The sequence below is a fragment of the Dorea sp. AGR2135 genome, from assembly GCF_000420885.1.
GTDB lineage: Bacteria > Bacillota > Clostridia > Lachnospirales > Lachnospiraceae > Dorea > Dorea formicigenerans.
Window position 1 is genome coordinate 127,342 of the sequence record NZ_ATVU01000002.1, and the last position, 18,892, is coordinate 146,233.

The 18,892-nt window shown below is 45.6% G+C and carries 22 protein-coding genes; all 22 read right to left on the minus strand.

The genetic code is table 11. The annotated features are described in order from the left end of the window. Nucleotides 1-7: 7 nt before the first annotated feature. Nucleotides 8-673: an ABC transporter ATP-binding protein gene (locus G593_RS0102115; protein WP_029730563.1), complete on the minus strand. Its 666-nt coding sequence runs from the start codon at nt 671-673 to the stop codon at nt 8-10. A gap of 161 nt (nt 674-834) precedes the next feature. Then, the gene (locus tag G593_RS0102120; RefSeq protein WP_049946442.1) at nt 835-2,136 is read right to left on the minus strand and encodes an ATP-binding protein; all 1,302 of its coding nucleotides are present in this window, start codon (nt 2,134-2,136) and stop codon (nt 835-837) included. Beyond that, nucleotides 2,133-2,840 (minus strand): LytR/AlgR family response regulator transcription factor, encoded by a 708-nt coding sequence (locus G593_RS0102125; protein ID WP_029730565.1) that lies wholly within the window; start codon nt 2,838-2,840, stop codon nt 2,133-2,135. The genes G593_RS0102120 and G593_RS0102125 overlap by 4 nt, the downstream gene beginning before the upstream one ends. 79 nt (nt 2,841-2,919) lie before the next feature. Continuing rightward, complete coding sequence (locus G593_RS0102130; RefSeq protein ID WP_029730566.1) at nt 2,920-3,291, minus strand: MmcQ/YjbR family DNA-binding protein; 372 nt, start codon at nt 3,289-3,291, stop codon at nt 2,920-2,922. Nucleotides 3,292-3,445: 154 nt separating this feature from the next. After that, nucleotides 3,446-5,155, minus strand: coding sequence for a CHAP domain-containing protein (locus G593_RS0102140; RefSeq protein WP_029730567.1), 1,710 nt, complete (start codon nt 5,153-5,155; stop codon nt 3,446-3,448). A gap of 27 nt (nt 5,156-5,182) precedes the next feature. Next, on the minus strand, nt 5,183-5,530 hold the full coding sequence (locus tag G593_RS0102145; RefSeq protein ID WP_029730568.1) for a hypothetical protein: 348 nt from the start codon (nt 5,528-5,530) through the stop codon (nt 5,183-5,185). Between the two features lie 30 nt (nt 5,531-5,560). Further along, entirely contained in the window at nt 5,561-6,361 is an 801-nt protein-coding gene (locus tag G593_RS0102150) for a DUF6674 family protein (protein WP_029730569.1), read from the minus strand. 71 nt (nt 6,362-6,432) lie between these two features. Next, on the minus strand, nt 6,433-8,763 hold the full coding sequence (locus G593_RS0102155) for a VirB4-like conjugal transfer ATPase, CD1110 family (RefSeq protein WP_029730570.1): 2,331 nt from the start codon (nt 8,761-8,763) through the stop codon (nt 6,433-6,435). Continuing rightward, nucleotides 8,756-9,202: a PrgI family protein gene (locus G593_RS0102160; protein ID WP_029730571.1), complete on the minus strand. Its 447-nt coding sequence runs from the start codon at nt 9,200-9,202 to the stop codon at nt 8,756-8,758. Before G593_RS0102160 ends, G593_RS0102155 begins: the two co-directional genes overlap by 8 nt. A 33-nt stretch (nt 9,203-9,235) precedes the next feature. Continuing rightward, complete coding sequence (locus G593_RS0102165) at nt 9,236-10,075, minus strand: hypothetical protein (protein ID WP_029730572.1); 840 nt, start codon at nt 10,073-10,075, stop codon at nt 9,236-9,238. A 63-nt stretch (nt 10,076-10,138) separates the two neighbouring features. Then, nucleotides 10,139-10,507 carry a hypothetical protein gene (locus tag G593_RS0102170; protein WP_029730574.1) on the minus strand — a complete coding sequence of 123 codons (369 nt, stop codon included), beginning with the start codon at nt 10,505-10,507 and terminating at the stop codon, nt 10,139-10,141. Between the two features lie 8 nt (nt 10,508-10,515). Further along, nucleotides 10,516-12,243, minus strand: a complete 1,728-nt coding sequence (locus tag G593_RS0102175) for a VirD4-like conjugal transfer protein, CD1115 family (protein WP_029730575.1) — start codon at nt 12,241-12,243, stop codon at nt 10,516-10,518. Nucleotides 12,244-12,275: 32 nt separating this feature from the next. After that, the gene (locus G593_RS0102180; RefSeq protein ID WP_029730576.1) at nt 12,276-12,554 is read right to left on the minus strand and encodes a DUF4314 domain-containing protein; all 279 of its coding nucleotides are present in this window, start codon (nt 12,552-12,554) and stop codon (nt 12,276-12,278) included. Nucleotides 12,555-12,572: 18 nt separating this feature from the next. Then, nucleotides 12,573-12,884 carry a hypothetical protein gene (locus G593_RS0102185; protein WP_029730577.1) on the minus strand — a complete coding sequence of 104 codons (312 nt, stop codon included), beginning with the start codon at nt 12,882-12,884 and terminating at the stop codon, nt 12,573-12,575. Nucleotides 12,885-12,965: 81 nt separating this feature from the next. Then, nucleotides 12,966-13,916: an ArdC-like ssDNA-binding domain-containing protein gene (locus G593_RS0102190; protein WP_029730578.1), complete on the minus strand. Its 951-nt coding sequence runs from the start codon at nt 13,914-13,916 to the stop codon at nt 12,966-12,968. Nucleotides 13,917-13,922: 6 nt separating this feature from the next. Continuing rightward, nucleotides 13,923-14,723, minus strand: a complete 801-nt coding sequence (locus tag G593_RS0102195; protein ID WP_029730579.1) for a PcfB family protein — start codon at nt 14,721-14,723, stop codon at nt 13,923-13,925. Nucleotides 14,724-14,737: 14 nt separating this feature from the next. After that, complete coding sequence (locus tag G593_RS0102200; protein WP_029730580.1) at nt 14,738-16,006, minus strand: relaxase/mobilization nuclease domain-containing protein; 1,269 nt, start codon at nt 16,004-16,006, stop codon at nt 14,738-14,740. Further along, entirely contained in the window at nt 16,007-16,315 is a 309-nt protein-coding gene (locus G593_RS0102205) for a plasmid mobilization protein (protein ID WP_029730581.1), read from the minus strand. It abuts the gene before it with no gap. Nucleotides 16,316-16,323: 8 nt separating this feature from the next. After that, a complete protein-coding gene (locus G593_RS0102210; protein WP_029730582.1) occupies nt 16,324-16,701 on the minus strand; it encodes a hypothetical protein in 378 nt (125 codons plus the stop codon). 126 nt (nt 16,702-16,827) lie between these two features. Continuing rightward, nucleotides 16,828-17,154: a DUF7768 domain-containing protein gene (locus G593_RS0102215; protein ID WP_029730583.1), complete on the minus strand. Its 327-nt coding sequence runs from the start codon at nt 17,152-17,154 to the stop codon at nt 16,828-16,830. Between the two features lie 81 nt (nt 17,155-17,235). Further along, the gene (locus tag G593_RS0102220; protein ID WP_029730584.1) at nt 17,236-18,042 is read right to left on the minus strand and encodes a DNA-methyltransferase; all 807 of its coding nucleotides are present in this window, start codon (nt 18,040-18,042) and stop codon (nt 17,236-17,238) included. A gap of 18 nt (nt 18,043-18,060) precedes the next feature. Continuing rightward, the gene (locus G593_RS0102225; protein ID WP_044993923.1) at nt 18,061-18,891 is read right to left on the minus strand and encodes a hypothetical protein; all 831 of its coding nucleotides are present in this window, start codon (nt 18,889-18,891) and stop codon (nt 18,061-18,063) included. Nucleotide 18,892: the final 1 nt, after the last annotated feature.

Consider the following 18,892-nt stretch of genomic DNA (forward strand, 5'->3'; position numbering starts at 1 on the left):
CTCCCTCCTACGCAATTACTTTTCCGTCACTGATTTTTATGGTACGGTCAGCTTTGGAAGCAATATTAGGATCATGTGTAATCATAACGATTGTCTGATGAAATTGTTCGCTCATTTTTTTCATCAGATCCAATACTTCTTCACTTGTAACCGAATCTAAATTACCTGTAGGTTCATCAGCGAGAATAATACTGGGTTTATTGGCTAACGCTCTGGCAATCGCTACCCGTTGCTGTTGACCGCCTGATAGTTGCGAGGGCATTTTATATATTTTTTCTTTTAGTCCAAGAATATCTATAATTTCTGTAATGAATGATTCATCAGGCGATTTTCCATCTAATTCAATGGGAAGTGTGATATTTTCCAATACATTCAATACGGGAATTAAGTTGTAATTTTGAAAAATAAAACCAATATTTCTTCTGCGGAAAACTGTTAATTCGTCCGCATTCATATTTCCTATTTCTTTTCCTCCAATTTGAACTTCACCAGAAGTAGGATTATCCAATCCACCGATCATATTAAGCAAAGTCGATTTTCCGCTGCCAGATGCACCTATAATGGCGACAAACTCGCCTTGATTGATATTCAAGTCCACACCATCCAGAGCTTTCGTTAGATTTTCATTTTTTCCATAATACTTTTTTATTTGTCTTGCTTTTAAAATAGCCATATCTCGTATCCTCCCGTTTAAATTTCATTTGACACTTCCAGTATAGAAAGAAAAGAAAGAAAAACAATATTGGATGCGTACTTTGACCTTTACAATGCTTAATTTGACCATAAAAAATACGCTCCATCTGTTTTTGCAGATAGAACGTACTTTATCATTAACTAAATATTTTGCAGTGGAAACAAAATAGAAAGGCTAAAAATCCCGTTTTCATAATTCCACTGGCAGCTTCCTTGATATTTTTCCACTGACTTTTGAATATTTTTCTTACCAAATCCATGTAAAAAATCATCTTCTTTTGTAGTAGTTTCAGAAAAATCGTTTGCTGAATTTTCTATGAGAATAAGGAAAAAATGATTTCTGACTCCTGTTTTTACAGTAATCATCCGTTCTTCTTCTGGTAGTTTCATGCACGCTTCAATCGCATTATCAAATGCGTTTCCAAAGATTGTGCTAATGTCCAATCCTTCAATAAAACCACCCTTTGAAAAATCAATTTCTGCCAAAAAATCAATCTGCTTTTCTTTTGCCTGTGCCATCTTATCTTTGAGAATAACATCCAAAAAAGCATTTCCTGTTTGTATATAGTTCCCATAAGCAGATATTTCATTTTGTAACTTTGAGATCATCTTTTCGGTTTCCTGCCTTTTTCCTTGGTTATCTGTATTTCCTGACTCTTTTAACTGTGCTTGCAAAACAAGCAGATGGTTCTTCATATCATGGTAGATTTCCCGCACACGCTGTTCATCCTTTAAGCGTTCTTCATAATATTGGTATTGCACTTTCATTTCTTCTAAAGACTGTTCTTCTTTTTGTTGGATCAAACGTGTTTTTACACTGTCATGTACAAAATGAATCAACAAAACCAAAACTACGAGCAATATGATTATTCCTGTAATTTGCGTTAGTTGTGTCATTAACTCCCACCCAAATATGGATCGGTTTACGAAACTTAAAAGTAATAAAATCAGGGCAAATAAAAAAATGACTAATAATAGATCTTCTCGCTTTGTAAAAATATTTTCCAATTTTTTTAATACTGTTCCCATAAAAACTGCAAGTGCAGTTATCAAAATATGATTTATCACCCCAAGTTCTATTGAAAAATAAAAGCCTAAAGATGAAGTATCAAAAAATCCCGTTATGGTTACTATGATAAGTTCCGATAAGATACAAATAAATGCAAACAGGGAAATAGATAAATAACATTTTCTTATATTGATTTTATATATTGTCCATACAATAAGCGGGAACAGAAAACATTCAAGCAAAACTTTTAGCGTTGATGAAACTGATAAAAAGGTCATAGTTTCAACCAAAAGAACGAACAAAAAAATCCAAAGTACATCTGTTTTCAAAGAAAATTTTTTCGGTGTATAACTTTTTAGTAAAATTACACTAATAAGCCCTTCCCATATCGTAAAAAGTATGTCTGACAAAAATGTTATCATATCTATATTCATAGCATTTTCCCCCAGTATCCGGCTAACGCTTCCATAAATTCTTTTTTCTTTGGCTTACTGACATAAATTTTTTCTCCAGAGTTCAATTCTATTTCCAACTTTTCTACACTTTTTACAAATGCCAAGTTTACAAGATAACCTGTATGGCAGCGAAAAAAGTCAAAGGGGAGTAGCTCTTGCTCAAGGTCTTTCATTTTACGGTAACAAAGAATTTCTTCTGTATCCGTATGTAATAAAAGATTTCGTTTACTGGTCTCCGCATAGTGCAGAGTATTTAGCGCTATCTTAAAAGAACCTTTATCATTGGAAACAACAATACTTGGAATCTTTTTATGATATTTTTCTAACCAACGATTTAATTCTGTTTTCAATCTGTTGTATTTGATCGGCTTTACAAGATAGTTGACAGCCTGATATTGATACCCTTCAAGAGCATACTGAACAAGAGAAGTCAGAAAAAAAATACCGACTGTCTCGTCTATTTTTCGGATATATTCTGCTGTTTTTAAGCCATCCATATCTTTCATTTGTATATCGAGAAAAATTAAATCAATACTCTTGTCATAATTCTCAATTAAATATTTACCATCCTCAAATACAGAGATACGAAATTCTGTTCCTGTTTCCTTAGTATAGTTTTGTATCAGGACTTTCATTTCAGCAACAAAGTCTTTTTCATCATCACAAATTGCTATATGATACATATAATCCTCCCTCAAATGAACTAATTAACTTCTTTTAAAGTTCAGTCCTATTTTTTATGTTTTTATACATAATCCATGTCTATAACTTTCCTATCTCTTTTCTATCTATTAAATCATAACTCAGATCTAGAAAATCTAAGATTTTTGCCTCACTTACACTTCCATCTAACAACATGGTGATCCAATACTTCTTATTCATGTGATATCCTGGCAGAAAACCGTAGGTCTGTGTCAAGAGTCCAACCATATCCGGTTCACATTTCACATTGATGATATCTACGGTTCCTTCCTCTTTCAAACCCAGTTTCGATTTTTCAACTCGCAGAATAGCCGCATACCATTTCCCTTTTTTATGCCGGAGGATTGCGTTCTCCGGAGAACTCTTCCAAAGATATTCCGGAATTGTTCCATATTGTTTTTTTACATATTCAAAAATTTCTTCCCGTTTCAAATATTCCACTCCCCAATGACTCTATTTTATCAATCTCATGATTGTACTTTTCATATTTATCAGCAGGCAGGACGTGCGCCCTGCCTGCTTCCCTATTATAGCATTGTTCCTCTGCTCCTACAATGCAATCCATTCTTTGATTTTTTCTCATTTTTTAGTAAGCAACCAGTCCATATCCCAAAATGGACTGGGAATTCACCGTATAGCTGTTCTGCTTTACCGCATCTCCGCTGTTTCCCTCAATCGTATGTACCGTAGTTCCATCGCAGCTTTCCACGATTCCTACATGGTCACTGGCTCCGTCATGATCCCAATCAAAAAAGATGATAGTCCCTGGTGTCGGAACACTTCCTCCACTCTGCCATTTCCCCTTTGCCTGAAACCAAGCTACACCCTCCGTACAAACAGAAAACTTCGGTACTGCTTCCTTTTGAATGAGTCCTGCCTGATCCGCACACCAGCTGACAAAGCAGGCACACCACTCTTGTCTCTCTGTAAATCCCCACCATGACCAGAACTTCTGACCACCTTCATTCCCAAGCTGGCTTTTCGCAATGGTGACAAGCTGTCCGTTTCCAAATAGGCCGGCAAACCAACCGCCACCGGAATAATATCGCATCACATGAGGCACATACTCCGGATCGCCATAACCCGACCAGCCATGGGCGGCTGCCTGTTCCTGGGAAAACTGCAACGCATTGGCTTCACTGTAACCGCCAAATTTTTCCAACGCCCACGAGATATATCCATTCCCATAATTATATCCCTGCCAACTGAGTTTCAGTTTGTCCATATCCTGGGGACTTTCACATCCGGCTTCCCGGACACAATCTGCATAATATTGTATCCCCACCTTGATGGAATAGTCGGCATCCTGAATCGCACCGGGAGTACTGGGATACTGGGTGTTATAAGGGCACTCACTGGCCTGCATGGGATCTGTTCCCCTGCCCCCGCTCTCCTGCATCATAATGGCTTGGATTGCCGGAACATATTCTGGGATACCAAATTCACTGGCATACTTTTGAATGGCGGGTGTATGCGCCAACACTTCCGCACTCAAAGCCTCACTGCTCTGGGAATTTCCCAAAAAGGCCGCACCACCAATGATCCCCACAATCAAAATCAGAACAACAAGAACCGCACCACCGCCTGCCATCAGCGCTGCAAATGCAGCTTTCACTGCATGAGCGGCGGCTTCTGCCATGGCTTTCAATCCTCTTCCGGTTGCCTTTGCAGTCTTTGCGCTTTGCTTGGCAGTCTGAACCGAGTGCATGGCAGCCCGTTTCGCTTCCCTGGCTGCTTTCATGGATTTCAGTGCTTGCTTTTTCTGTAAGACTGCCTGGGTTTTCACTTTCTGGGAAGAAACCGGAGAGGCTTTCACCACACGGGGCGCTGTTTTTACCGTCCGATTTCCAGCCTCCTTGATTGTTTTCTCGACTTCCGGCTTGACCTTAATGCTTCTTGTGGCTTCTGTTCGCCCTTTCTTTGCCATTGTCTGCCCTGCCTGGGCAGATGTGTTACCTCTTGCATTTTTCTCTCCCAACGGGGTTGTCGCGGCTTCTCTCTGCTTTTGTTTCTGCGCCTTTACCTTCTCATAGGTTTTCACCGCCAGCTTCTTACCGCCACGATAGGCTGCCGAAGCACTTTCCTTTCCTACTCGCTGTTCCACACTCTGGATGCGGTTTCCGGCATATTCTACCGGGGATTCCTCCCCCGTTTCTCTTCCGATCTTATCTGCCATAATGCTGGACTTTTCTTTTGCTTCCAGCATCGCAGAACGCACCAGTTCCTTCGGAAGCCGGGAGGCAGGATTACGGATCTTCGGACTTTGATCCCGCACTTTTTCTTTGATCTCTTTCAATCACACACCTCCCATCTTTTGTACTTTCTAACGTTCCCTTCCTCGCTTTTTTGATTTCTTCTGCTGGCTCTCCAACTGTTCCAGTTCCCTTACTGCTTCCTGCACCAGCGGATGATTAGCATAATAGGGAACATAGGACAATAATTCTTTTCCCTTCTCCCCGGTCGCCAATGGATATTCTCCCTCGTTATACAGCGGATCGTCTGCATGGTGGAGGGAAAACTCCAAAGACGGAACCATGTGAGGGGAACGTTTGCAAAATCTCTGGTAATGCCGGAATGCTTCTTTTAAAGATGTGCATTCAATACACTCCTCCATCCCATGAAACTCCCCGCATTCAGATGCAAAAAAGGTAATCGTTGTTTCTTCTTTCATAGTTCTCACCTCTCTCTGAAAATTTTCTCTTTATCGAACTGCCGCCTTCTGTTTTTCTTCTTTGCCAGGCTTCAGAGGGTGTGATTCCTGTCTCAGTTCCTGCAGAATATCTTTCAAAGATATCGTTTTCCCTTGTCTTTCTTCCAGTTTTCCGATCTGCTGTTGCAATCGTTCTGTTTTCTGTTCCAGCCGATGGATGCTCCGCATGGATTGGAATAACACCTTCTGGGTTTGAAAGATTATTCCCTGTTCCGGATTTCGCTCTGTGATTTTTGCGGTATCTTTTCCGTTCATTTCCAAAAATGCGTTTTTCAGATGCCCTTTGGCAACATGCAGTTCTTCCGCCATGCTCCCCAGACGGTCAATCTTCTGATCCATCGACAGCATCACCGTATGCAGAGACGATTGGATTTTTTGCAAGCCTTGGGTAAGGTGTATTCCCTTTACCGCACAGGCAAGGGCATCTTTCCCCTTTTCTTTAAAATCAACTACTGCCTGTTCTGCCCGTTCCACAAACTTTCGTTTCCATTCTCCCACCTGAAAACGAAGTGTTTTCACCTGATGTTCCGCCTTCTGGATTGTATTCACCGCAAAGAGTTTGACCTTACTTTCCCGCATCACACCCAGTTGCTTCTTCACCTCTCCCAATTCTTTTAAGACGGTTCCCAGTTGCATTTCCATGGAATCAATATAGTCTGCCATGCGGATCACATCCCTTTTTTCCTGTTCCATGCCCTGCTGTTCCAACAGCTCCAGCAATGCCCGGATACTGCCCTGCTCCCGAAGCGGTTCTCTCGTTTCCTGGATTTCCACTGTTTGTCCTTCTTCCATTTACATTCCCTCCTTCCCAAAAGGGCGCTGCCGAAGAAATTCCAACAGCACCCTAAAAAATATCTTTTCGACTAACACTCTCCTGGTTTCGTTGTCATCAAGCGGTACAGCTTCGTATTCTTCGGGAAACTGTTCTCAAATGGCACCAGATTTCCGGAACACCGAATCAGTCCCTTTCCTGCGCCTACATTGGTGATGTAGGATAACTGGTTCTCGGAAATATTCAAAAGGGAGGCCAGTTCATCCCGGTCTGTGGTTGCCTGATTCAAAAGGATCAAAAACTCACTGTTTGCCAGCATCAGTCTTGCAGTATCCGATTTCAAAAGTTCCTCCACGTTCTGCGTTAAACCTGTCACAAATCCCTGGTATTTACGGATTCTCTTGTAGAGCCGGTAGAAAAAGTCAGCGCTGTACTGATACCGGAACAAGAGATAAAACTCATCGGCAAAGATCCAGGTGGTCTTTCCTTTCTTCCAGTTCTGGATTACCCGGTTGAAAATACTGTCCAAGGTAACCAGCATACCAAGAGGCATGAGCTGCTCTCCCAGTTCCCGGATATCATAGGCAATGATACGGTTCTTCGTATCCACATTGGTTTTCTGTGCAAAGGTATTGAGACTTCCATTGATAAACAGTTCCGAAGACAAGGCAAGCCCTCTGGCCTCTTCTTCCGGCTGGAGCATGAGCTGGCGGTACAGATCTTTCAAGGTCGGCACTTCGCTTTTATAACCGCTTCGGATATATTCCCGGTACACATCTGCGGTACAGCGGTCCAAAATAGATTTTTCCTTTGCTGACAGATTGCCAGCTCCCACTAACTGTTCAAACAGGGACAAAATAAACTCTGACTTCTCAATGAGCGGATTCTTGTCATTGCCATAGGCGGAATCCATATCCAATGCGTTCAGATGGGTATGGGACGTTGCAGAAATGGAAATGACTTCCCCATTCAGCGCTTCCACCAGCGAACCGAACTCGGACTCCGGATCTAAGATGAGGATGTCATCTTCCGTAGACAAGGCAAGGTCCACAATTTCTTCTTTTGCTGAGAAACTCTTTCCCGAACCGCTGACACCAAGCCGGAAAGAATTTCCGTTCAGTAACTTTCTTCGGTCTGCCACCAGCATATTTTTGCTCACCGCATTCTGCCCATAGTAAATACCACCCGGCTGCATGATCTCCTGAGTATGGAACGGGATCAATACTGCGGTGGACTCTGTGGTCAGGGTACGCAGGGCATTGATCTTTCGGATGCCATAAGGCAGTACCGTATTGAGTCCATCCACTTGCTGCCATTTCAAGGTTGCCATTTGGCACAGATGCTTTCTTGCCACGGATAAGATGCTCTCCGTATCCGAATCCAACTGTTTCTTGCTGTCTGCCATATGCACCATGGTAAGGATGCCGAACATCATCCGCTGATCCCTGGTGGTCAGATCATCCAGCATCTCTTTTGTTTCCTTTCTCTGTAGTTCCATATCATAGGGTACAATGGCGGAAAAGTTATTGTTGGCATTCTGGCGTCTCTGCCAGTTGGTCACGTTCGTCTCCACACCGAGCAGACGGTTTTGGATCTCACGTACTGCTTCGTCTGTTGGCACCGGGAGAATGTCAATGGACAGCATCAGATCCCGGCTCAAATCACATAACTCCGAAATCATGTCATCCTTGACATAACTGGCATAATCCTGCATATACAGCACCCTTCCATATCGCTCGTTGATCTTGAAACAGTCCTTGGAAAATTCCATGGACTGGGGACAGATCCAGTCCTTAAAGCTGCTCCCCCGTTTGGCAAACGCCTTCATATCAAAGGGGAAGCACTGAGGCTGGTCAGCCCTGAAAAAATCCCGGAAGATCTGCAGGCGCTGTTCCGCATCCAGTTCTTCTCCAATGGAGGACAGCTTGCTCAGATGGGTGATGATATCCGTTCCCACACGGGCAAAATAGGTCCTTGCCTCATCAATGTTCTTCTTATGGACACTGACCGTCAGATACCGCTCCTGATAAATGCTGTTGTTGGTGCCGCTGACCTTGGATAACAACATTTCGTTGTATTCCTTCCGGTATGTATCCAACCCGTCCTCTTTCATCGGCAACAGCAGGGAGGCTTCAAACTCTTCCTTATTGATTCTTCTATTATTAAGGGTAATCTTGGCAGATGCACCGGAATCCAACGCATTTAACAGTTCACTGTAATCTAAGAACATTTCCGTTTTATCTTCTTTACTTGCAATGGCATAGTTGATATCCGAAAACCGAAAGGATTTGGAAAATTTCGTCCCGGACTGGAACACTCCATCCGGCCAGATCCGCTGGATGGGAATCGCCTGCTGGACAGACCTTGGGACTTTGAACTTCTCCCGGTCCATTTTTAATGCCTGCTGTAAGGTTTTAATCAAACGCACCACTCCTTCCTGACTTCTTTTTCTGCTTCATCTGTTTTTTCCTTGCCCGCTGTTCCCTCTTTTTCAAAAGGACAGAGCCATCTCCCCTGGTCTTTTCTCCAAGGTTCATAGTCTCTTCCATACAGGCATGGTACAGATCCTCGCTTTGAAACAGCAATCGCTTGGGGTATAAAAACTCGGACTTGATATACGCCCATGCAAACTGCTCCGCATTCATGCCATGGTACTGAAAGAAGCCACAGGCTGCGAATGGAGCAGCGCCTAAGATACACAGCCACCCGGTCATTTCCTGCCCCACATAGTCTCCCAGACCAAAATAAATCCCTACCGCCACAAGAATGGCAAGCAGGGAAAAGATGCACTGACGCAGGTTCAGTCCCATAAACATGGACTCCTGATAGTTGCGGATTTCTTTATTCATTTTTACTTCCATTTTTCTCGCTCTCTTTCTTTTATTTTTCTATTCCTATAATCCCATCATTTCTTTCACAATCCGGTCAGATGCTTTTACCGCACCCACCAGTACCAGCAGATTAAACACCAGTTCCCCTACATAATTCCACACAATGGTCACCGCACTCAAAGAAGTATCCCCTACTGCAGGCGGACTGGCAGCATAGACAGAAAAGATGATACAAGCCAGTGCAATGATCGCCCCTTCCAGGCACACTCCCGCATAAGACTTGATAAAGTTTTTTCCCACCGACTGGGAGGGTTCACCCGCAAAGGTGGAAATGGGGATAGGTGCAATGGCAGTGTACATATACAGCTTGAACATCCTTCCATATACCGTAAGGATCATAATAAAGGACAGCACTGTAATCAAAAGGCTTCCCAGCAAGGTCACGATCCACAAGGGAATGGATTCCAGCATGCCCACCTCTTCAATCTTCTCTACAATCTCTGCTGGAAGTTCTGTCACGCCACCCTTTGTCATGCCTGACTGTGCCATGATGGTAGACACAATCCCCTGCACAATGGAAAACAGCGCTGTCATCAGTTCCATGCCATACATGATGGCGCCTTGCGCCAGGGCAAACCGGATAAAGGCTTTCAGGGCATGCTCCGGCTTCTTCATATCCGTAAAACTGCCACAGGTCTTGACAATCCCGGCAGCAAAAAACAAGACCAGCAACCCATATCCAATGGCAGTCAGCGCTCCGTTGATCCCGGTGATGACGCTCCAAATATCCCCGCCCTTAAAAGATTCCGGGCTTTGGGTAAGCAGTGTCCAGATTTCTGCCAGTTTCTCATTCCAGGTGTTCAGTGCAGAGTTTAGGTTCTGCACGATCCAGTTATCACTCAAACAGCTTCACCTCCTTTGCCGGGGCAGGAAGAGTCTCTCCCCGCCCCTTTCCATTTCTTCCTGCTACCCAACGATCAGGTCCAGGATCTCTTTTGCAAAGGTGATGATGACGCCTCCTGCCAGAGTCAGAAATCCATTGGCTCTCTGGCTGGGATCGTGACTTTTTAAGCTCAATCCCACCTGCACCACACCAAATCCCAATAAGATCACACCGATGGCCCGGATCAGGGAAAAGATAAAGGTGGACAGATTGTTGATGACCGCCAACGGATCTCCGGCGGCAAGCACCGGAACTGCCCCTACGGTCATGGACAGTACCAGCGCCACATAAAAGGCAAAGGGATATTTAGGTCCTTTTCCCATAAGTTTCGGTACTGTGGTATGGTTTCCTGTTTGATTCTTTGGCATTTCATTTGTTTTCTTCAATGGCATTCCTCCAATCAAAAAGACTGCTCCCCTCCGAGGATTTCCTCAGCTGAGAGCAGTTCATAATCATCCAGTCTCCTGGTATCAATGGTTACATCTTCATGGGACAGCGGTGCTTTCGCATAATCATAGGGAGGCGCACCGCCATCCTCCGTATATTTCACATTCACATGCTTGTGCAGATCATATTTCTCATCCAAAATAGGACGCTCCCCACGCACCAGCAGCACCGCTTTCCGGTTATCCAAAAGCCGCACTTCATCCGGGGTAAGAAGTTCCCTTCCAGACTGTTGGAAATTCACAGAATAACTTCCGCTTCTTCCCTTGGTCTGCCCGTAGGTATTGGTATCCAGCGTTTCTTTTCCCAGTAGTTCTGAGACATATTTATGCCCCTCTTTTTCATTGCCGCCCAGGTATAAAAATTCATCGCAATTTCCTATGAGACTTTCCCAGCTGTCCTTAAACAAGGCTTTCATCTGGGCGATGTTCTGAATGATGATACTGCAGGAAATTGCGCGCGACCGCATGGTTGCCAGCAGCTTGTCAAAGTCATCGGGCAATGCCACGTTGGGCCACTCATCCATGATGCAGTGTACCGGAATGGGCAGTTTCCCATGGTATTTCCGGTCTGCCACATAGTAAAGGGTCTGGAACAGGTTACTGTAGATCATGCCCACCAAATAATTGAGGCTAGTATCGGCATCCGGGATACAGCAAAACAGCGCAACCTTTTTCTCCCCGATGCTGTAAAGATCCAACTCATCGGTGCAGGTTAAATTGGCGATCTGCTTTAAGTTAAAGGCTGCCAGACGGACACCCACAGAAATCAGGATAGACTTGGCAGTTTTTCCAGCCGCCTGCTTGTAAATGGCATACTGCTTCACCGCAATACTTTCCGGATTTCGCATCTCCAGTCGTTCAAACAGAATGTCCAAAGGTGACTGGTATTCCTCATCGTCCTCTTTTACCTGGGCAGAGCCTAACATTTCCATGATCATGGAGAAGTTCTGTTCTTCCGGCGGTGCTTCATGCAACAGATACAGCATGAGCGCCTGCAGCAAGGCGGTCTCACTTTTCTCCCAAAACGGATCCGAACTCTGCGCCCCTTTCGGGGTGGTGTTACGGATCAGGTTGTTGATGAGTTTTAGCACATCCTTATCATCCCGCACATAGGCAAAGGGATTATAACAAAAGGACGTTTCCGGGTTGATGAGATCAAACACCCGCACTTCATATCCTTCCCGCTCCAGTAGTCCTCCGGTTTTCCGCAGGAGTTCTCCCTTTGGATCGGTGATCACCATGGAACAGTTGCACTGCATGATGTTGACTACAGCGTATGCCCGGCTTTTTCCAGCACCGGAACCGCCCACCACAAGGACATTCAAATTTCGTTTATGCTTATAGCAGTCCAATCCCATGCGGAAGTTTTGGGTTAAAATGAGATTCTGGGTGTACCGCTTGTCCCGGTAACGCTTGCAGATGGAAGCTGCATCGCCCCACTTGGCAGAGCCATGCTCCACCCCTCTTCGATAATTTTTCTTCTGGGAGTAATAAATACCGATGCCTGACACATAGGCAATAGTGAATGTGAACACACACCGCAGCGTGTACGGTGTATAAGTGATAGAAAATGGCTGATCCAGTTTTTCGGTCAGCACTTGTAAGATTTGTAACAGATTGGTATCCGGCTTGATGGCACAGGCAGTGATGGCGCCTGCCCACCAGACAACGGGCAGAAACAACAGCCATACCCAAAGGTCAGAACGTTTCCATGCTACCTCTGCAGACTTCGCTCCTTCTTCGCTTTTTCACTCTTTGGCACTTCCTTTGCTGGTCCGTCTACCCTATGAAAAGAATCCACACCTGGAACAATGGCCAGGCTCCGCCCATTCTCCCAATGCATGTGAATCTGTCCGGCATCATCGATAAATGCTACCGTTCCCTGTAATCCCGGCGGCATCCCTGCCTCATCCATAAAGTCCAGGCAGAGCCTTGTTCCTTCGGGATACCGCTTTCGTAATTGTTCCACTTGTTTCTGATGATACATCCTCATAGACATCCCTCCCTTCTGCTACCAGAAGAAGCGCCTGCTGGTGTTTGGTTTCATGACCTTTAAGATCACACTGTCAATGCCATCGCTGTACCTACCCATGGCCAGATACTTGTCCCGCAGCCGATTGAGGGCATTGCGAAGTTCCCGCTGTTCTCCTGTGGTGATGGGAAGCCTTTTCTCAGAAAGTTCATAGTCCCGGACTTTCTGCAGCATGGCTTCTGTAGCCGGACGAACCTTCCCCATCTGACTCTGGGCTGCCAGTTCGTCTTTTAATGCCACCGTGAACATATTTTTCATGATATTGTCTGTTTTCAAATAGTAATCTGCCATCTTGGGCACCTCCTTTGTTACACCCAACATACCACAAGAACCCCGCAATAGCTATCCCAACAGCGGAACTTTTTCAAGAACTTACCGCTCCGGCTGTTTCTCTTTTTTCTCCTTCTTCGGCGCCTGCTTTGGCGGTTCCTCAAAGGAAAAATCATCCTTTGAAAAGGTGTGCTCCTGTTCCCCGAAGTTTCGTTCCATATGGTTGTGGATGGTATAGGCTGCCTGACGCACATCATTTAAAAAGCCACGCAGTTCCTGGGGATCTTTCTGACCGTTCGCCTGCATCTCTGCGATTTTCCCAAACTGAAAACCGGACACGTCTGCCCCATACCGCTTGCCGATCACATAGGCGGCGCAGTATGCCTGGGCATTGACTTTCTTTCTCACATAATTCCCATCATGCTGGTCTAATGCTGCACACGCCAGTTCCCGGTTCACCGCATGGAACGTTGTATTCTCATCCATGCCATTGCGCACATATACGGTACGCTGTTTTGGGATATACTGTGCCTGGATGCCCTCCGGCAGATTGTCTGCGATCTGCATCTGCACTGGCTGATCTTTTAACACTGCATGGATCAACTCTTCCATGGAACGCTGTGGACGTTCCTCCAGCGGTTTCCCACTCATCTGGCTGATGTCAAAGCCCTTACTGATGGTATAGCCTGTCCTCCGCTCGCCGTCTTTTTCATATTCGGTGCTGACCATATAGGTGTAACCATGCACCCCGGCTTTGGTGGAACGGTGTTCTTTTTTCCAGTAATCATAGGATTTTACCACCGTTGCCTGCGGATTCTGTCCGTAGATCAACAAAAGGTTGGGCGTTTTCTGGGTGTTGCACTGTGCCATAAAATCCAGAAATCCTTTTAAGGACTCCCCATTTTGGAACACTGCCTGCGCCTGGGCATCAACCTCTGCCCACACTTCTTCCCTCTGCTGTTTTTTCATGGCTGCATACTCTTCTTTTGACAGCCGCTGTTCTGGAGCCTGTTCTTCCCCCGCTCCACCTGGGATCATATTCGTTAAATCCATATCGCCTTACCTGCCTTTCACTTTTTTCTTTTTTCGCTGCTGGTTTCTCGGTTTTCTCCGGCTCTTCTGTGTCTGCCTACGCTGTCTCTGCTCGGTTTCAATCTTCTTTAGTTCCTGCCGGACAGATGGTTTCTCCCATTTCCGGCTAGTTTCCTGCCCGGAAAAAGAAGCGCTGTTGTGCGAGGAAGGTCCGGACAGATTCCCTGCCTTCTCCGCCTGGGTAAAATTTTCTCCTGTAGGAGTAACTTCCCCCACATCAAACAGATGCTCTTCTTCGTCTAATTCAAATTCAATGGTTCCTTCCGGCAGTACCACCTTTTCGGTCTTTACCGGAAGCTCCTCCTTTCCTTCGGTTTTCTCGGTAAACTCTGCATCGATCACACGCTCTGCTTCCCGCACTGGCGCTTGCTCCACCACCGCTTCTCCGGCTTCGGATTTGACAAAGTCCAGATTCATCTTATCCAGCACCCGGTTCACCTTCGCTGCATCATCGGCAAACACCATGATTTCTGCAGACTTGGGATTCTTTTTATCCCGGATGACTACATACAAAAGCCCCCTGGATTTGGCTTCCCCGGCAAACTCCCGCAGCCTGTCATGAGGAATGGTGAAAAACTTCATTGCCCGCTGTTCCTTTAACATCCGAAGCAGGTTGGTCTTTCCCCTGGTCTTTTTCTGATCCTTCATCACCGCTACGATCAGCACCGCCAGATTTTTTGCAATGCTCCCGCTGATCCGTAATGTGTGTTCCATGCCTTCCATGGAATACCGGACAATCTGATCCGCCGCATCACCGCCATAATTCATACACTTTCACCTCCTTACCGATTCCGTTCTATCTCTCTTCGCTGTTTCCCGGACATTTCTTGTTCCTGTGCCTTTCCCTGCCTTAACCGCTCTTCCATTTCCAAGGACTGTTTTTCAATCTGCTGACTTAAGCGGATCTTCTTTCGAAGTTCTTTTAATTCCCCATTGATTGCCTGAATGCGCATACCGCCCGGTGCTTTCCGGTATAATTCCCTGCGCTCTTTCATCAAAGAAAGTACCTGTTCTTCCAAGGGCTTCCGGTATGCTGTCAGTCCTTCCCTGGTCGTGATCCCTTCCTCTTGTAAAAATTCCATTTGGCAGATCCTTTGGTCCAGCCTCCGGATATCGGAACGTACTGCATAGGGAATCCGCTTTGGCTTCTTCGGAAATACCCCCATCTGATATAAATAAGAATAATACAGCCTCTGAAGTCCGGTGAGTTTCCGTCTCGGAGATTGCATCTGCGTGTTTCCATACACCTGCCGGATCTTTGGGCGCAGAATCTTCTCCCGGATTTCTGCTTCTCCATATCCTTTTCCCAAGGAACGCAGGCGGATATACCGCTCCATCCCCGGTGTCTTTAAGGAGGGGTACTTCCGGTTCAGCTTCCACGTATAGCCCCGCTTCTCCATTTCTTTGACAAACTGACTCCAGGAAAAACTCACACCAATGGCTTCCTGGATATCCATGCGGATGGCAGTCCTCCAAGTAGGCTTCCCTTCCGCTTCTGCTTTCCACTGGGCATAATGCATGGCTTTTCCCTGATTCATCTGGATCACCGAGAGACCATATTTTCTGCATAATTGGTCGGAAATCTGACGTACCTCGGTAAAATAACTTCTGGCATTGCTGTGGTATTTCTTTCCGTCCACCATGCTCACTGAATTCCATACCAGATGGTTATGGTAATGACTGGTATTCAGATGGGTCGTGATCACCACCTCATACTGTCCTTTCAATAACTGCTCTGCCAGTTCCTGTCCAATAAGATGTGCCAGTTCCGGGGATACCTCCCCTTCTGCAAAACTCTGTACCAGATGATATCCCTGCACCCCGTCTTTCTTATGGAAACGCTCTTTGGTCTTTACCATGTCCACGTAAGCATTTTCACAGGTACACCCCATGGCATCTTCAAAAATGGTCTGTTCCGTCTTTTCCCGGTTCAACGCATAATCAATGGCTTCTTCCAGGGAGCCGGCACTCTTGGTGGTCTTTGCCCGGTCTTTCACATAATCAATGGAACGGTCCAGGCGGTGGACGGGGAGGACGCTGGTATATGCCATCTACCATTCCTCTTTCACCAGACGCCAGGTCTCTTTGGAAATCCGGAGCATTTCCTGTATGCTGGCTTCCCCTGCCATTCCTGTGCCATTGGCGACATGGGCAAGCTGGTTGGCATTATTGCAAAGCCCCGCAATCTTTCGAAGAAGCTCTGCATGATGCTCACAGGGCTTTGTCTGCAGCTGTGCGCCTAAAATCAGGGAACGTAAGAATTCCTCCCTGTTTAACCCACTCTTTGCTACCTGCCCGTCCAGATGCCGAAGTTCTTTCGCATTCAGACGGACAGGAACTACATGGTTTCGTTTTCTCATTCAACCACCTACCTTTTCTTCTTTTCTGCTGTCTCTAAGGGATACACCTGAATCCCTCTGCGTTCCATCTGCCAAAGGAATTCCCCGATTTCCCAGACCTGCCCATTCACATCTACCTGCCTTTCGTCCACAAAGCGGCAGATCCCAATCTCTTTCGTTCCGTCCTCTGCTATCATGCAAAGACTTTCCCCATCCAAAAGGGAGAACCGCTCCAACCCTTCCATATCTCGGAAATGGATTGTTTTCAGTTCTCCCTGTTTCTTTCTGCGTATCCGCATCTGCTCCATCTGCTGATCTTCTCTCTTTCCGGCAACCACACAGCACATCACTCCAATGCCAAAGGCTGCACCTGCCATTGCTCCAAGAGCCATTCCTGCAAAAAACATGTTTCTTTTCTCCTTTCTCGACTGCCGGGGGATTGGGGTTCTCCCCAAAGTGCGTTTGGATATCCAAACGCTATGCTTGCAAAACCAGTTCCACCGATTTCCATCGACTCCCCCATGCAGAATCGATTATGATTCCTTTTCTTTAATCTTGATCAATCCATCTAATGTGGTGCAGATAATATGCAATCGGTCTGCTGTACTGATATCGGTATTCATTGTTCCAGTAACCTCTTTTCCACAGACCACCACCATCCGGCACCGCTTTAAGATTAAGTGGGACATCCGGTTGTATGCCTGCAAATCCTCAGCTTCCCCTTCATCCAGAAAAGGAAGAAAGCCAAATCTCGGACAAATAGGAACATAGCCCAACTCATAAATCTTTCGGCAATATCGCTGCACCTTCACTCTGCTTTCCTCTGCTGGACAACACACATAGGCCATCGCCTGTTCCATCGCCTCACCCCTTTCCTGCATCCACATGGATGCACCTTTCTTTTTCAGAAATAAAGTTGGACATCCATGTGGATGCCCTTTCTATTTCTCGCTCTCTTCTTTTTCCTTTGTTTCCAGTGCAAACTTCACACGGTCACTGCCCAGCTTATAATAGGCATCCGTCACTTCAATGCCTACTGCCTCATAGCCTTCTTCCACCGCTGCAAGGATGGTTGTTCCTGCTCCGGCAAACGGGTCTAAGATTCTTCCACCCGGCTCACAGATCTGAATCACATCCTTCATAAGCTGCAGAGGCTTTTCTGTCACATGGATACGATTCTGAGGATTTCCATAACGGAACACCCCAGGAAGGCAGGACACTGGGCGGTTAATTGGCATCGGGCCATTACTGCCCCACACAATATACTCAGCCTGCTGGCGGAAACGCCCTTTCTGAGGTCGGGAGTTTCCCTTATCCCACACTGCGGTTCCTCTCCAGATCCAGCCTGCCCACTGAAGGGCATCGGTAATGGAGGGATACTGTCTCCAGTCAATAAACAGGCAGATCGGCGCCCCGATTTTACAAGCTTTTCGCACATCATAAAGCCACTCTGCCATCCAGTGAGTCCAAGAACGCTGGTCCTTATTATCCCCATCAAAATCCGGCAGGGCATTTTCCGCTTTCATACTACTGTATTTCTGGTTGGTCGTGCGATTTCGCTCATTCTGTTTTGTTCCCCCGGACGCATAAGGCGGATCGGTGATGACTGCATCAAAGATTCCCGGCTGAAATGCTTTTACCAGTTTCAGCGTATCTCCATGTAAAATTGTCCAGTTTTTCCCTCCGGTATATTCCTCCGGGTATGTTCCTTCTTTCAATAAGTTCCCTAACTGCAGGGTATTTTCCATAGGCATCATCCTTTCTTATCAGCGCTCCGGCTGTTTTTTACTTTTCTTTTTATTTTTCTGAATACATTCCAAAAGCTGCAAACGTTTTTTCTGCGTTTCTGCATCTGGCACACTCAACTCGGTTTCTACATATTCACTAATGATATTCAAAGCCTGATAGTAGCTATCTGATTTCATCACTCGCTCATACATTTCATTTGCCTGTTCATCCATGCCGTCCTTAATCAGCATTCCACCTGCCGCTCCTAAAATAACGAATACATTTCCATCCATTCCTAAGAGATGCATCTTCGGGCGTTTCGGAACATCTGCCTGATTTTCTTGTTTCTCCAGCTTTTCTTTTGAGACTTCCGGTTTTGCCTGTTGAAATTCAAAATCCATTGGTCGCCAAAAGTGTACACACAGTTCACCACCCTCTACCGGAATTTCCTGCTGTTCAAAACCTTCTCCCCATCCATCACTATACTGTCCGGTAAGATATTCACACAGTTCCGATAATTCTTCCGTTTCCAGATACTCCTTTAGTTCTAAAATTGTACAGCCATATAGCACCCCATCGGCTTCTTTCACGGATGGAACTGCGGATAACACTTTTTCTTTGATGGCAGCACTTCCGTCAAAGTAATCCATCAGATTATCTCTCCTATCATTCTCATATCCGACACGGCTGTATTCCGCAATCTTCTCTTTAATTTCAGAAACATACGGTATCAAATCTGCTCCATCAAAGAGTACCTGTTCTTCTTCTAATTCATGGTATTCCTCTCCTTCCCAATCTTGTTCCATCTCATTTGGAAGAAATGTTCCTGTCAGTGGTGTCAATAATTCAATTTTTAAAGTATCTTCCATT